This window comes from Aequorivita sp. 609, assembly GCF_014212065.1.
Taxonomy (GTDB): domain Bacteria; phylum Bacteroidota; class Bacteroidia; order Flavobacteriales; family Flavobacteriaceae; genus Aequorivita; species Aequorivita sinensis.
On the sequence record NZ_JACJVM010000034.1, the window covers coordinates 197,417 to 211,856 of the forward strand.

The 14,440-nt window shown below is 35.2% G+C and carries 13 protein-coding genes; 3 read left to right on the top strand and 10 right to left on the bottom strand.

Annotated features, from left to right (window positions below; translation table 11 throughout):
- Positions 1 to 25 precede the first annotated feature (25 nt).
- Entirely contained in the window at positions 26 to 772 is a 747-nt protein-coding gene (locus H4O20_RS10355; protein ID WP_185099211.1) for an SDR family NAD(P)-dependent oxidoreductase, read from the top strand.
- A gap of 219 nt (positions 773 to 991) precedes the next feature.
- Here H4O20_RS10355 and H4O20_RS10360 read toward each other — a convergent pair whose 3' ends face one another.
- Positions 992 to 1,816, bottom strand: a complete 825-nt coding sequence (locus H4O20_RS10360; protein ID WP_185099212.1) for an SDR family oxidoreductase — start codon at positions 1,814 to 1,816, stop codon at positions 992 to 994.
- A gap of 97 nt (positions 1,817 to 1,913) precedes the next feature.
- A complete protein-coding gene (locus tag H4O20_RS10365; RefSeq protein ID WP_185099213.1) occupies positions 1,914 to 3,932 on the bottom strand; it encodes a cation:proton antiporter in 2,019 nt (672 codons plus the stop codon).
- Between the two features lie 265 nt (positions 3,933 to 4,197).
- On the opposite strand from H4O20_RS10365, the gene H4O20_RS10370 reads away from it, so the two are divergent.
- Positions 4,198 to 5,304: a mechanosensitive ion channel family protein gene (locus H4O20_RS10370; protein ID WP_185099214.1), complete on the top strand. Its 1,107-nt coding sequence runs from the start codon at positions 4,198 to 4,200 to the stop codon at positions 5,302 to 5,304.
- A gap of 53 nt (positions 5,305 to 5,357) precedes the next feature.
- Positions 5,358 to 6,299, top strand: coding sequence for a YeiH family protein (locus tag H4O20_RS10375; protein ID WP_139854055.1), 942 nt, complete (start codon positions 5,358 to 5,360; stop codon positions 6,297 to 6,299).
- 95 nt (positions 6,300 to 6,394) lie between these two features.
- Here the strand turns inward: H4O20_RS10375 and H4O20_RS10380 are convergent, their stop codons facing one another.
- The 8 genes from H4O20_RS10380 to H4O20_RS10415 all read right to left on the bottom strand — a co-directional run bounded on the left by H4O20_RS10380 (position 6,395) and on the right by H4O20_RS10415 (position 14,424).
- The gene (locus tag H4O20_RS10380) at positions 6,395 to 7,783 is read right to left on the bottom strand and encodes an NAD(P)(+) transhydrogenase (Re/Si-specific) subunit beta (RefSeq protein WP_185099215.1); all 1,389 of its coding nucleotides are present in this window, start codon (positions 7,781 to 7,783) and stop codon (positions 6,395 to 6,397) included.
- A 65-nt stretch (positions 7,784 to 7,848) separates the two neighbouring features.
- A complete protein-coding gene (locus H4O20_RS10385; protein ID WP_139854057.1) occupies positions 7,849 to 8,157 on the bottom strand; it encodes an NAD(P) transhydrogenase subunit alpha in 309 nt (102 codons plus the stop codon).
- A 3-nt stretch (positions 8,158 to 8,160) separates the two neighbouring features.
- Positions 8,161 to 9,294: an NAD(P) transhydrogenase subunit alpha gene (locus H4O20_RS10390; protein ID WP_185099216.1), complete on the bottom strand. Its 1,134-nt coding sequence runs from the start codon at positions 9,292 to 9,294 to the stop codon at positions 8,161 to 8,163.
- Positions 9,295 to 9,324: 30 nt separating this feature from the next.
- Positions 9,325 to 9,705, bottom strand: a complete 381-nt coding sequence (locus H4O20_RS10395; RefSeq protein WP_139854059.1) for a hypothetical protein — start codon at positions 9,703 to 9,705, stop codon at positions 9,325 to 9,327.
- Between the two features lie 93 nt (positions 9,706 to 9,798).
- Positions 9,799 to 10,200, bottom strand: a complete 402-nt coding sequence (locus H4O20_RS10400) for a GreA/GreB family elongation factor (protein ID WP_306785647.1) — start codon at positions 10,198 to 10,200, stop codon at positions 9,799 to 9,801.
- Between the two features lie 114 nt (positions 10,201 to 10,314).
- Positions 10,315 to 11,610 (bottom strand): Glu/Leu/Phe/Val dehydrogenase, encoded by a 1,296-nt coding sequence (locus H4O20_RS10405; RefSeq protein WP_139854061.1) that lies wholly within the window; start codon positions 11,608 to 11,610, stop codon positions 10,315 to 10,317.
- A gap of 400 nt (positions 11,611 to 12,010) precedes the next feature.
- Positions 12,011 to 13,327: a sigma-54 dependent transcriptional regulator gene (locus tag H4O20_RS10410; RefSeq protein WP_139854062.1), complete on the bottom strand. Its 1,317-nt coding sequence runs from the start codon at positions 13,325 to 13,327 to the stop codon at positions 12,011 to 12,013.
- 8 nt (positions 13,328 to 13,335) lie between these two features.
- Positions 13,336 to 14,424, bottom strand: a complete 1,089-nt coding sequence (locus tag H4O20_RS10415; protein ID WP_185099217.1) for a sensor histidine kinase — start codon at positions 14,422 to 14,424, stop codon at positions 13,336 to 13,338.
- Positions 14,425 to 14,440 lie beyond the last annotated feature (16 nt).

Below are 14,440 nucleotides of genomic sequence, written 5' to 3' on the forward strand. Positions count from 1 at the left end.
ATTCTCAAAACCATAATTATAAAATATGAAAAATTTAGAAGGAAAAGTAATAATTATAACAGGTGGCGCAGCAGGAATTGGTGGTGCCATGACCACAGAACTAACAGAAAGAGGTGCCAGTGTAGTTGCTGTAGATTTAAATGAAGAGGCAGGAAGAGAAAAAGTAGCATCTAACCCAGAGAAAATAGCCTTTTTAAAAGGAGATATCTCTAAAGAGTCTATTGCAAAGGAAGCTGTTGAATTAGCTGTTTCTCAATTTGGAAAACTTACGAGTTTGGTAAATAACGCTCATGCCTCTCGCCAAAAACCACTTTTAGAACTTACCGAAGAGGATTGGGCTTTATCTATGAATACAGGTTTAAAAGGCACTTTAAACTTTATGAAAGCCGCATACCCTGAACTTAAAAAACACAAAGGTTCTATTGTAAACTTTGGTTCTGGCGCAGGATTGTTAGGGCAAAAAAATCAAGGAAGTTATGCTGCTGCAAAGGAAGCTATTAGAGGCTTATCTCGAGTTGCTGCTAATGAATGGGCAGAAGATGGGATTAGAGTAAATGTAGTTTGCCCGCTTGCGTTTACAGATGGAGTTAAACAGTGGAAAGAAGCATTCCCAGATCAATACGAAGAGATTATCAGTAAAAACCCAATGCATCGTTTTGGAGACCCCCAAAAAGATGTAGCTCCAATTATTGCATTTTTATTGAGTGAAGATAGTCAATATATGACCGGCCAAACTTTGATGGCAGATGGTGGAGATATAAAATTGAGATAGAGTAAAACATATGAACCCAAAAGAAATATTCAATTTAGAAGGAAATAATAAATGGGGACCCCCTATACAAATGCACGGACAAAATGAATTGAAAAGAAAACGGTACAAATCAAAAAAGCTGAACAATGACGTCATTGTTCAGCTTTAATTAATAAATTTAATCCTTTAATAATCTGTATCAGTTATTTAGGACTAGACAGATATTTTGAATACTGAAGGTTATTCCTTCCCTTCCTTCAATAAAGAAGTTAGAATTCCACCATCTATTAAAATATCGCTACCAGTTATAAAGTTTGCTTTGTCACTGATAAGGAATTTTACAACCTCAGCAATATCCTCTGGAGTTCCTGTTTTTCCAAGTGGTGTTAGCTCTATCATTTTATTAATTCTGTCTGCATGTTCTTCCGCTGCTTTAAGTCCCATAGGAGTCATAATCACTCCTGGCGATACTGAGACAATTCGCGCACCTTTTTGACCTATTCTAAAAGCATTCTCTTTAAGAAGTAGCAATACCCCTCGCTTGGCGAAATTATACATCATATCGGCATCGTCATTTACGAATTTTGCTACTGTAGAAAATGAATCTTCCTTTTGAGGGTTTAACAAAGCAGCATCATACTCCTCATTTGGCGGAATAGTATGCCCCATAATGGATGAAAACAATACTAACACTGAATTTTTAGTCGCTATTTTATAGAATTCGTCTATAACAATATCTGTTCCCACTAAATCTATATTGAATACATTTTCAGGCTTTTGTCCGCTACCGCTAACTCCCGCTGTATGGATTATTCCACCAAAATCTCCCTGACTAAGAGAGAACTTCATCAACTTTACAACATCATCTTTTTTAGTAATATCACAAGCTATCCCCACCGCATCATAACCTTCTTTTGTGAGGCTCTTTACTGCTTCATCAACAGCATCATTGGAATAATCGGTAATTACTAATTTATGGTCTTTCAATACTTTCGCACAAGCAGTTCCAATCCCTCCTGCACCACCAGTAATTACTATTATTTTTTTCTTATTTATAGCTTCCATATATCTAAAATTAAATTTTCAACAACCTCAAAGTTACCACTTATCACTTTGCTTTGAAATGATATAAATCACTAAGCAACAACTGAAAATTGGCTTTCTATCGTGGATAAATTACTACTTTACTTAAATCTGGGAAACGTCTTTCTAACTTAGCAGGTAATCTATCTAATTGCCCAAAGTGTGAAACGTATCCTCTTCTAGCAGAGACTAAGATTATAAAATCTGTAGAATTAACCTGTTCTAACAACTTACGGAAATCTTCCCATTTACTAAATGGATGAAAATTTAAAGCTAAGTTAATCTTATTGCGTTTTGCGAAGTTTAAAATCTCTTGATGTGTATCTTCAGTACAATTTAGATTAATTGGAATAGAGAGTTCAACCGAAAGTTTAATTAATTTGTTAACCCAAGATTCAAAACCTTCTTCAAATTCAGCATTTGGAGGCACTACCACAAATAATCTTTTGTGATCCACCATAGGCACAGCAAACTGACATATAATTAGCGTCTTTTCAGTGTTTTCTAATATACTTTCAACTTTATCTCCAATCAAAATATCTAAAAACCCTGTTTTCTGAGGCCAACCTAATAAAATAAGATCGGCGGTAATTTCTTTAGCGGTTCTCGATATTCCACTAGCAGCATTGTGATCGATAGTAGCATTAATTGTAACATTTGTTTCTGAAGCGGTAGTTTCTGCGATAAACTTTTCAAGTCCTTGTTTAGCTTTTACTATTTTAATTTCGGCTTCTGTAGTATTTGGAACTACAGTTAACAATGAGAGTGGATGCGTAGATTTTTTATCCTTTATTAAAACAGCAAACTCTAAAATCTTATCAATATTAGTCATATTGGCGATAGGTATTAGAATCTGTTCGCTATTTGTTGCAGAAATAGCAGAGACTTCATCATCTCCATCGCGGATAATCATTTTTGCAGCGCTTTCAGTTGCGAAGGAAGCAACTATACATGTTATTAATATTAGGAGTACGGTGCCGTTAAGAATATTTGAATCAAGAATTCCGGCATTATACCCAACTAAAATCACAGCTAGAGTAGCGGCAGCATGAGCACTACTTAATCCGAAAATCAGTTTTCGTTGTCCTTTTGAAAATTTAAAAATAAGCTGTGTGAAAAAAGCTGCAATCCACTTTCCAGTAATAGCAACTACAGTTAAGGTTGCAGCAATAATAAGCGCCATAGGTCCGCTTAAAATCACACTAACATCTACTACCATTCCCACGCTAATTAGGAAAAAAGGGATAAAAAGAGAGTTACCAATAAACTCAATGCGGTTCATCAAAGCGGAGGAATTCGGAATAAGTTTGTTAAGAGCTAATCCCGCTACGAAGGCACCAATAATAGATTCGAGCCCTGCAAGTTCTGCTAAGAAGGCAGAAAAGAAAACAACTGAAAGCACGAAGATATAATGCGAATGCTTTTCGCTTTCTAAGGTTTTAAAAAACCATTTTGCAATCCTTGGAATAACAAGAAACATAAAAGCTGAAAACAAAATAAGAGAGACTCCCAATCTAATCCAGAACTCTTGAGTAAGTCCGCCTGTGTGCGAACCTAAAATTACCGCTAGTAAAATAAGCACAGCAGTATCTGTTAAAATTGTTCCGCCTACGGTAATGGCAACTGCGATATTTTTAGAAACTCCAAGTTTACTAACAATTGGATAAGTCACTAAAGTATGAGTAGCAAACATACTTGCCGTAAGCAGACTAGCATTTACATCGAAACCTAAAAGGTAATGACATACTGGAAAGCCAAGCGCAAGTGGAATTGAAAAGGTGAGGAACCCAAAAATTATACTTTTATTCTTGGTGGCTTTAAACTCGTTTAAATCCAATTCCAATCCAGCAATAAACATAATATATAAAAGCCCAATAGTTGAAAATACATCTACAAACAGACTATCTTCTAATAGATTTAGACCTTCAGGGCCAATAATAATCCCAGATACAATCAAGCCGATAATTCCAGGGATTCTAATTCTGTTTAATACAACAGGTGCTAATAAAATAATAAAAAGCACCAATGAAAATATCAATACCGGATTGTGAAGAGGCAGCTGAAAATGTTCAGTGAGCTCGTTGAGAATAGCATCCATAGGGTGTTGGTTTTGTTTTCCTAAAAGCAATCTCTAATTTTCTAAATCAGCATTATTCGCTCCTAAGGTATATCGTAAAAATAATAAATATACTTTGTGAAAGGCAATTGTTATGTTACTATTCAACATTGTTATGCAGTTATATTTAAATTAAGTAGTTACTTATTGTCTTATTGAATTCAAACCCTAACAATAAAAGGCATAAATTTGTTATCTGCATATTTCACACAACGTATTTGTAATAAATTGAAAATATAGAATTGTTATGACTGAATTTTTTGAAGCCAATAAAATCCAACTTATCTACGCGGTTATAGTTATTATCGGTGTTTTTATATTGCGTTTCTTAACAGGAATTCTTCATAAACGAGTAATCATCGCCGAGCAGAAAAGATTTCCAGGAATGAAGTCTAATGCTATAAATCTAATTAAAAGGATTTTAAATTCACTTTGGTTGGTATTGGGTTTTATGGCTTTAATTTTCTTGTTTTTTGGGGAAGCTTACAAAAAACTTCAAGACGATTTTAGAATAGTTATTTACATAGGAATTGTAGCCGTTATTACCATTGTTGCTGCCTCATCTGTAAACCTATGGTTTAGACGAGCTATAGAACGAAAAACTATCGAAAATGAAGACCCGACGGCATTCAAGTTCCTACGTTATGTGGTAGTTTTTTCCGTTTATATACTTGGTTTATTAATTGCTTTATTAGCGTTTCCTTCCTTAAAAGGTGTTGCACAAACTGCTCTGGGTGGTGCTGGTGTTATTGCTTTAATTGCAGGTGTAGCCTCGCAAGAAGCTTTGGCAAACCTTGTAGGTGGAGTTTTTATTATTTCGTTTAAACCGTTTAGAATTGGCGATATAATAAAAATCACCGATTCTATGGTTGGTACCGTTACCGATATTACATTAAGGCACACTGTACTTCGAAACTTCGAAAACAAAATGATTGTTATTCCGAATGCAATCATAAATAAAGAAAAAATTATCAATTATGATATCGGCGATCTTAAAATCTGTGAACGTATAGAGTTTGAAATATCCTATGAAAGCGACCTAGGTTTAGCTAAGAAGATTATGCAAGAGGTATGTGAATCACATCCATTAATTCTAGACAACAGGTCGGAAATAGATGTTTTGGACGGAAAACCTATTGTACGTACTGCATTAGTTTCTATTAACGCTTCTACCTTGTCTGTTCGAGCTTGGTGCTGGGCTAGAAATTATAGTGACTCCTTTAATTTAAGATGTGACATTCTAGAACAAGTAAAAAAACGTTTCGATGTTGAAGGGATAGACCTAGCCTATCCACATACCACCGTTGTTTTTAAAGATGAAGAATTGTTTAAAAACAAAAAACCGGAGAGCTAATACTTCAATTTTCATACTTCAGAAACTTAAATGTAAATTTCATTTTACCTGTAATGGAAAAAGATAATAACGAATCAAAGACTATTGTAAAAGTTGCTTTTATAATTATCATGGTGCTGTGTATTTCAGGATATGTAAGCAGTCCATTAGCTTTGGTTGGAGGATTTCTATTCTCTTACTTTTTAGGCCATCCATTTTTAACATTAAACAGCAAAGCAGTTAACTGGCTTTTAAAAATTGCCGTAGTCGGATTAGGGTTTGGAATGAATCTTAAAGAAACTTTAGCTGCCGGAAAGGACGGTTTTTTATTGACTGTTTTCTCTATCATCGCCACTTTATTTGCAGGCTATTTAGTGGGGAAACTCTTAAAAATGAATCGTAAAACTAGTCACTTAATTAGTTCAGGTACGGCAATATGTGGTGGAAGTGCAATTGCTGCGGTTTCACCTGTAATAAATGCTTCAGAAAAAGACATCTCTATTTCATTGGGAGTGATTTTCTTATTAAACTCTATTGCTTTAATCGTTTTTCCTCCTTTAGGACATTTGCTTGGCCTTAGCCAGCATCAATTCGGACTTTGGTGCGCTATTGCTATACACGATACAAGCTCTGTTGTAGGAGCTGCTTATGCTTTTGGGGATGAAGCCTTAAAAGTGGCTACAACAGTAAAACTTGCTAGAGCCCTTTGGATTATTCCGCTGGCATTACTATCGGTTTATTTGTTCAAAGGAAAAGGGAAGAGCGTAAAAATTCCTTATTTTATCTTCTTATTCGTCTTGGCTATTATCTTGAATAGTTATTTACCAATACCGGAAACAATTACTACTAGCATCACAAGTATTTCAAAATCACTATTAGTACTTACCTTGTTCTTAATTGGGGCTGGACTTTCTATAGATAAAATCAAGTCTGCTGGATGGAAGCCCATGATACTAGGCTTTACCTTATGGGTTTTTATTTCGGTTAGTGCTTTATTAGCAATCCTTAGTTTGTAACCTCAACATCAAAAAGTCTTATAAATAGACTCTGCGCCTTTGCAATTAATTAAATCGCAAAGACGCAGAGAATTATGTTTAATTAATATGTAGTATTAAATTAACTTAAGCTGATTTATTATCTCTTGTAAAGAAACCTTCGCATCGCCAAAGAGAATACTACAATTGTCAAGTCCAAATAAATCGTTTTGAACTCCTGCATAACCTTTCCCCATGCTTCGTTTCATAACCACAACTTGCTTACTTTCATGAGCTCGTATAATTGGCATTCCGTAAACGGGGCTATCTGGATTATTTTCGGCAGCTGGGTTTACAACATCGTTAGCTCCAATAACTAAAACCATATCGTATTGCGACATATTTTCGTTACCCTCATCCATTTCTTTTAAACGAGAATACTCAACGTTTGCTTCTGCAAGTAAAACATTCATATGCCCTGGCATTCTACCTGCTACTGGGTGAATAATATAATCTACTTCACAATTTCTTTTTTCTAACATCTGTTGCAGTTGCCCGCAGGTGTGTTGAGCTTGAGCAACAGCCAAACCATAACCCGGAACGATTGCTACTCTTTGAGCAAACGAAAGTGCCAATGCCGTTTCTGAAACACTTATATCTTTAATTTCCTGCTCTTCTTCTGCAGCTCCTCCTTTGCTCTTTTTAAAAGTCCCAGCAAGCACTTTCATTAAAGAGCGGTTCATCGCCTTACACATTAACAATGTAAGTAAAATCCCTGCAGCTCCAACAAAAATACCACCTGCAATCATCACTTTATTGCCGTAAACAAATCCGGCGAAAGCTGTTGCAATACCCGTAATACTATTTAAAAGTGATATAACTACCGGCATATCTGCACCGCCAATTGGCAAAACGAAAAGCACACCATAAACCATTGCAATAACAGCTAAGATGTACATAAACACAGTAAATTCAACAGGGATAAATCCGATAAAATAAAACACTGGAAGCAAGAACATTAATAGTAAAAGAAATCTTGCTGAAAATATTACCAACTTAGTACGTCTGTCTTTTACTTTACCTGCCAGTTTACGCTCGGCAATAATACTACCAGTAAGAGCCACAGCCCCTGTAATTAACCCTGAAATAAGAAGGATTTTATTTCCTAATATAGCTGTTGCAGCATCCATTTGGTTGGCTTCCACTAAACCTAGTAACATAGCACACCCACCCCCAGTAGCATTAAACAGCGATACTAATTGCGGCATACCTGTCATTTCAACTTTATCTGAAAGTCTTTTACCTACTACAGTTCCGACAGCAATAGCTAAAAACAATATTATTAGGTTAGTATATGGAACAGTTTCTGTAACAGCCGAAATAAATGTTATTACCACGGCTAGGGTCATCCCCGAGGCAGCTATAAGGTTACCGGTTTTTGCATTTTTAGGAGAACTCATAAATTTTAATCCACCTAAGAAGGAAAGAGTTGCTAATAAATAACCTATTTCAATGATTGCTTGCATTGGTTTTATTAAGATTTGGAAATTAGTTGGAAAGAAATCGGATTTAAGGATTAAGAGTAATCCTTCTATTTATTATTTTCTTTTTTAGGACTAAACATTTTAAGCATACGTCCGGTTACAAAGAAGCCCCCAGAAATATTTAGTGTTCCAAGAAAGACTGCAATACCTCCTAAAGTGAGATTGAGGTAATCGTCTTCTGGCACGTTTAGCATTACTATAATAGCTCCTACTAAAATAACCCCACTAATAGCATTTGCACCAGACATAAGTGGGGTGTGTAAAATAGCAGGAACGTTTGAAATTACTTCAATGCCAATAAAGACACAAAAAATAACAAAATAAATTTCTTGAATGTGTTGGTTGATGAAATCCATAATTTAGGCTGGTTGGAATTTATTGATGAAATGTGGGTGTATCCATTCTCCATTGTCCAATATCTTAGAACCTGATAACAATGGATCATCTACTGAATTTTCAGCTTTTTGTTTATATTTTAAGAAAGAGAAAAAGTTGTTGGATAGTAACCTAGACGCTGCTGCAGGTATATCGGCAGATAGATTTGAATTCCCTATAATTGTAACACCGTTATGCTGAATTGTTTCCTTGTTCCTAGAAAGTTCGCAGTTACCTCCTTGCTCTGCTGCAAGATCTACTATTACACTTCCAGGCATCATTGCATCTACTGAACGAGTTTCAATTAGTAAAGGTGCTTTTCTCCCAGGAATATTTGCAGTACTAATTACAATATTTGCAGTACGAATATGATTGTGGATAAGCTCTTTTTGCTTTTTCTGATATTCTTCACTCTGTTCTACAGCATAACCACCAGCACTAGAGGATTCAGTATAACCTTCAACTTCTATAAAAGTTGCACCAAGACTTCGCACTTCTTCTCCTGCAGATTTGCGGACATCAAAAGCTTCTACTACCGCACCTAAACGACGCGCTGTTGCAATAGCCTGTAGTCCTGCAACTCCAGCACCCAAAATTAATACTTTAGCAGGAGTAAGTGTTCCCGCTGCTGTAGTAAACATTGGAAAAACTCCATTGTAAATTTCAGATGATTTTATAACCGCTCTGTAGCCGGCCAATGAAGCCATAGACGAAAGAACGTCCATAGATTGCGCCAAAGTGGTACGAGGCAATAAATCCAAACTATAGACGGTTGCTTGGTTATTTTTATAATTTTCAAATTTAGTATCGTAAAATAATGGATTAAAAATACCGATAAAACAAGTATTTTCCTTTATTTCAACTTCACTAAAAGTATGGTTGATAGATACAATTGTATCCGACTTTTCGAAAATACTTTCTCGCTTCGCACAAGTTGCTCCAGCTTGTTCGTATTCTTCATCTTTAATCTGAAGCGAGTCGCCAAGTCCTGACTCAAAAAGAATATTATATTTTAACTCTGCCGTTAGGCGTTTTACTTCTTTAGGCAATAAACAAACCCGATTATCATTAGGGGTTTTTAAAATACCTATAGTTTTGGCTTGAGTGTTTTCGCTCATATGTGAATTGAGTTTTCGGTTTTAAAAAAATTACTTTAATAAAACGCTAAAATACTCTTCTTTTACTTTTCTATAGTTTTCTAAATGTTGCATATAGTTTTTTCTAAATTTTTCGTGTTCAGACACAAAAAACATATCACATTCAACATCTTCACACTCAGCAGCTCTAGGTAAACCATCTTGGTACTTTTGAAACTCTATTATTTTTAAATTGTTTACTTCTTTTTCCTTTAAGAATTTCTCTAGCACAGCTTGTGATTCTTCTTTGGTTGTAAGTTGTGCTTTACCTAGATCTACTAGATTAGTAATTTCTTTCCCAATGTAATTTAAATGATCTAACCAGTTTTCAAGCTCAACATAATTGTTTTTATAAGCTATTGATTCAGGGGAATCGTGATTGTAAATCTGCATGATACTCTTTTTTTTAAGTTTATTAAAGCACTTAATTACAAAAACTCATTTGCAACTAACCACTCTTAAATTATTTAAAGGTCTTGCCTTTTATTATAACAATACGTCTATATCTATTGGTTTTTCTGCTTGTTTAACGCTTGTAATTAGCAATTCTTTTGAACCATTAGGAAATTTCCAAATTACAGAATCGCCTTGCGCATAGCCCATTACAGCTGCACCCATTGGAGCCAAAATCGAAATTTTATTTGCTGCTATATCACGTTCGGTAGGAATTACCAACTGAAATTGATTTTCCCAAGTACCAGATTTAACCGTAACTACACTGTTAAAGCGAATTACATCATCAGGCATTTCATCGTTATCGCAAATACGAGCAACAGTCATTTCTGTGCTCAATTTTTTCAACGATTCTTTTGTGTTTTCGTCTTTATAATAGCCGGAAACATTTAATAGACGCTTTAAAAAGACGTATTCCTTTTTTTCTAATATCAAATTTCCATATTTCATGGTTCCTTTGTCTGTTTTAAAAAAAGATAGTTCATCACAGTGCTTTATAAAAAACAATATGTGAGGAGGATGAACTATCTTTTACAAGTTGGTAAAAGATTATGGAAATATACCTCTAAGTATATAAGCTTTTTCAATACGCTCAATGGCTATACTAAAAGCTGCTGTTCTCATATCTGTTTTATTTTCTTCTGTGTATTTAACGACTTTTTCAAATGAAGTACGAAGTTTCTTCTCAAGCTTTTCTAGAATCTCATCCATTTGCCAAAGCTCTCCGTTACGGTTTTGAAGCCATTCAAAATAACTTCCTATTACACCTCCTGAATTACATAGAATGTCTGGAATAATAGTTATTCCACGTTCCATTAATATTTTTTCTCCTTCAACATCTGTAGGACCATTTGCTCCTTCAGCAATTAAAGTTGCTTTTACGGTATGTGCGTTATGCTTAGTAATTTGATTTCCTAATGCCGCCGGAATACAGATATCGCAATCTATACTGAAAAAATCTTTACTTTCAAACGGTTTGGCTTCTGGGAAACCTAAAATGCTTCCATTGTTTGAAATACTATAGTTAAAAAGATCTTCTGTAGAAATACCTTCTTGATTTTGAACACTTCCAAAAGCATCTTGTACACCTACCAATTTGGCGCCTTCTATTTCTAGGAAATGTGAAGCCCAATAGCCCACATTACCGAAGCCTTGAACGATGTACTTTTTACCTGCTAAACTAATATTATTCTTTTCTGCCCAGAATTTAATAGTTAAGAAAACACCATAACCTGTAGCTCGGTCACGACCTTCTAAACCACCACTTCCTGTTGGCTTTCCTGTAACAACGTGCTGGTTTTTTGAACGCTCACTAGTACTTTTAGTACTCATATAAGTATCGGCAATCCACGCCATTGTTTGAGCGTTAGTATTTACATCTGGAGCAGGAATATCGTGCTCAGGTCCTATGTTTTCACCTAAAGCATAAGTAAACCTACGGGTAATACGCTCTAATTCATTCTTAGAATACTTTGAAGGATCTATTTGAATCCCTCCTTTTGCACCTCCATAAGGCAAACCTGCCAACGAAGTTTTCCAAGTCATCCACATCGCTAATGCACGTGCAGCATCAATATCTACAGTAGGATGGTAACGAAGACCTCCTTTGTATGGCCCAAGTGCATTATTATGCTGAACTCGATACCCTGTAAATATTTCCACGTCGCCATTATCCATACGAACTGGAAAATTTATAATAATTTCGGTGTTAGTAATACTGAGGATTTTGCGAACATTTGGATTCAGATTTATTATATCTGCTGCGTGGTTGAATTGCTCCAACACATTGTCCAACATCCCTCTTTTTAATGGCTTTGGTTTTTCCACTGTTTGTTCGTTTATCATTTTAAATAATTTTAATTAGCTGCCATTTCTGGCTTCCTTTTTAATAAAGGCTTCGGTGCGTTTTGCTGAAATTTCTCAAAATCGCCACAGATAAACACCAAGCTTGGATTATGCGTAAACACAAAACAAGTAACGTATGAACGTTTGATAACACAAATTTTTTATGCTTTCTCCTGCTTATATATTACTTAAACATTTTATCGGCAAGGCGCGTGCCATCTATTATTTTATAGTCATAAATTTACACAAACATTTGAAACAACAGGCCTTTAGACGATTTTTTACATTAAAAAAGTTAGGCTATACTCTGGGGAAAATTTTCTCAGGTGGGGAGAAATTCCCCATCCTAAAATAAAGGATGAATAAGAAAGGTCTGAAGTTTTTTAAAAGACTCTAACTGCTATTCTTTAATTTTACCACGAAGTGTCTTTCGGTCGATATTGAGAATTTCGGCAGCTTTGGTTTGATTATTATTTGTGGCCTCTAGCACTTTTTGGATATAAATCTTCTCCATTTCTTTTAAAGAAAGTAAATCGCTGTCTGGAAAGTCTATCTGATATTTAAGTGTTTCAGGTAAGTCTTTTACGCCAATTGTTCGATCGCACATAATTACCGCACGCTGGATTACATTTTCCAATTCACGAATATTTCCTGGCCAATCATACCGTTGCAATAAGGCTTGCGCATCAGAATCTAGTGTAACGTAACGATCTTTGTATTCATTTCCATATTTAAACAAAAACTTATCTGCTAATAATGGAATGTCCTCTTTTCGCTCGCGAAGTGGTGGTACATTTATTTCTACAACTGTTAATCGATAAAAAAGATCTTCTCTAAAAGTCTCCTTCCCAATCATTTCTTTTAAATCGCTATTTGTTGCTGCAATTACACGTACATCAATTTTTTCTGATTTTCTTTCACCTACTTTCATCACCTCCTTCTCTTGTAAAACTCTTAAAAGTCGGGTTTGAACAGATAAAGGCGCATTTCCAATTTCATCTAAAAAAATAGTACCACCTTCTGCAGCTTGAAAAAAACCATCGCGGTCTTCATTAGCTCCTGTAAAGGCTCCTTTTACATATCCAAAAAGTTCTGATTCTAACAGGTTTTCAGGGATTCCTCCACAGTTCACGGCAATAAACGGCGCACGAGAAAATTTACCATTATAGTGAATAGAACGAGCTACCAACTCCTTTCCTGTTCCACTTTCACCACTTATAAATATTGTGGCCTTGTTGTCTTTTACCCTATCAATTATCTGAAGTACGTTCTTTATTAACTGACTCTCCCCGATAATTTCATTATACCTTTTTGTGTCAACTGATTCTGGAGTTTTCTTTCGTTTAGACTTGGTTGAAAGGGATTTTAGAACCCCTTGTTTTAATTCTTCTTTGGTAAAAGGTTTTACCAAATAATCCACCGCACCAGACTTAATAGCTGAAAGGGCATCTTGAATGGAAGGGTAGCCTGTAACCACCAATTTGGGCATATTAGGATAGTGTTCTGAAACAAATTGAATAAGTTGGAATCCATCAACTTCAGGCATTTTTAAATCGGTAATAAGTAAGTCTATTTCCGTGTCGCGCAAGATAGCTACTGCTTCTTTTACCGAAACTGCTTTATACGTATGATATCCTAACGAATGTAGATGCCGCTGAATAAGCTCAAGGATATTTATATCATCATCAACTATCAATATGTTTTCCTTTTGCAGCATCTGTTTTTTTAATGTTTTTGAAATGTAATTACAAAAATAGCACCTCTAGGATTATTATCCTGATAGTCTATGGTAGCACGATGACTTCTTATAATCCCGTGTACAACACTCAACCCAAGTCCTGAACCATCTCCAACAGATTTTGTCGTGTAAAATGGTTGAAAAATTTTATCGACATTCTCATCTGGAACACCAGGTCCTTCATCAGAAATTTTTAAGATTATACTTTTATTTTCCTGTTCCAATGAAATTGTAATCAACCCATCTTGAGGAGAAAAGTAAATGGCATTTAAAGTTAAATTAAAAATTACTTGAGTAAGCTGAATAGTATCGGCTTTAAGCATAACTGCCTCATCAGGAAGTATCACCTTACACCTAACTTCGTTCTTTTTAAAAGTAGGATCAAGTAAGTTTACGGCATCTCTAATTACAGGAACAATATCTGTTTGATCCAGATTTTGTGGCATTTCACAAGCAAAAAACATTAGTTTTTTAACCACTTCTCTTGAGAAAATTGCGCTATTAATTATTTTATCGAGGTCTTTGCTCGTTTGAGTGTTTTCAGTCTCTTTACTTTTTAGTAATTCTGCAAAACCAAGAATATTAGCAAGAGGGGTATTGAGTTCGTGAGCAATTCCCGCAGTAATTTCACCCAAAATACTCAATCGGTCTGCGTGTTCCATTTTTCGCTTTAGAACCGTTTCATTTTCTCGAATTGATACGCGCTCTAACAAATCACCAACATGAATTGCCACAGTATCCAACAACTGTTTTTCTTCTTTTAAAAAATCTTCTTTAGAATATTTATTCGACGGATAATGCACCTTAATATACCCATTCGGCTCGTTAAAAACTTTAATATTGCTTTCAATGGTAACACTGGTTTTAGGCAGCGCATTTGAAATAAGATGAAATGGATGCGAGTTTATTTCAACAGTAGTGTGCTTATTAAATTGAAAAGACTTCCTAAGACTCAATACAATCGAGTATAGAGTTTTATCTAATTCGTTATAATCGTTGTTTACAATTATAGATGAAACCTCATACAAACAGGTGAGTTCTTTGAGACGCTCGGTAAGATTTTCTTCTGGTGTCATAAAAGATAATAGATCT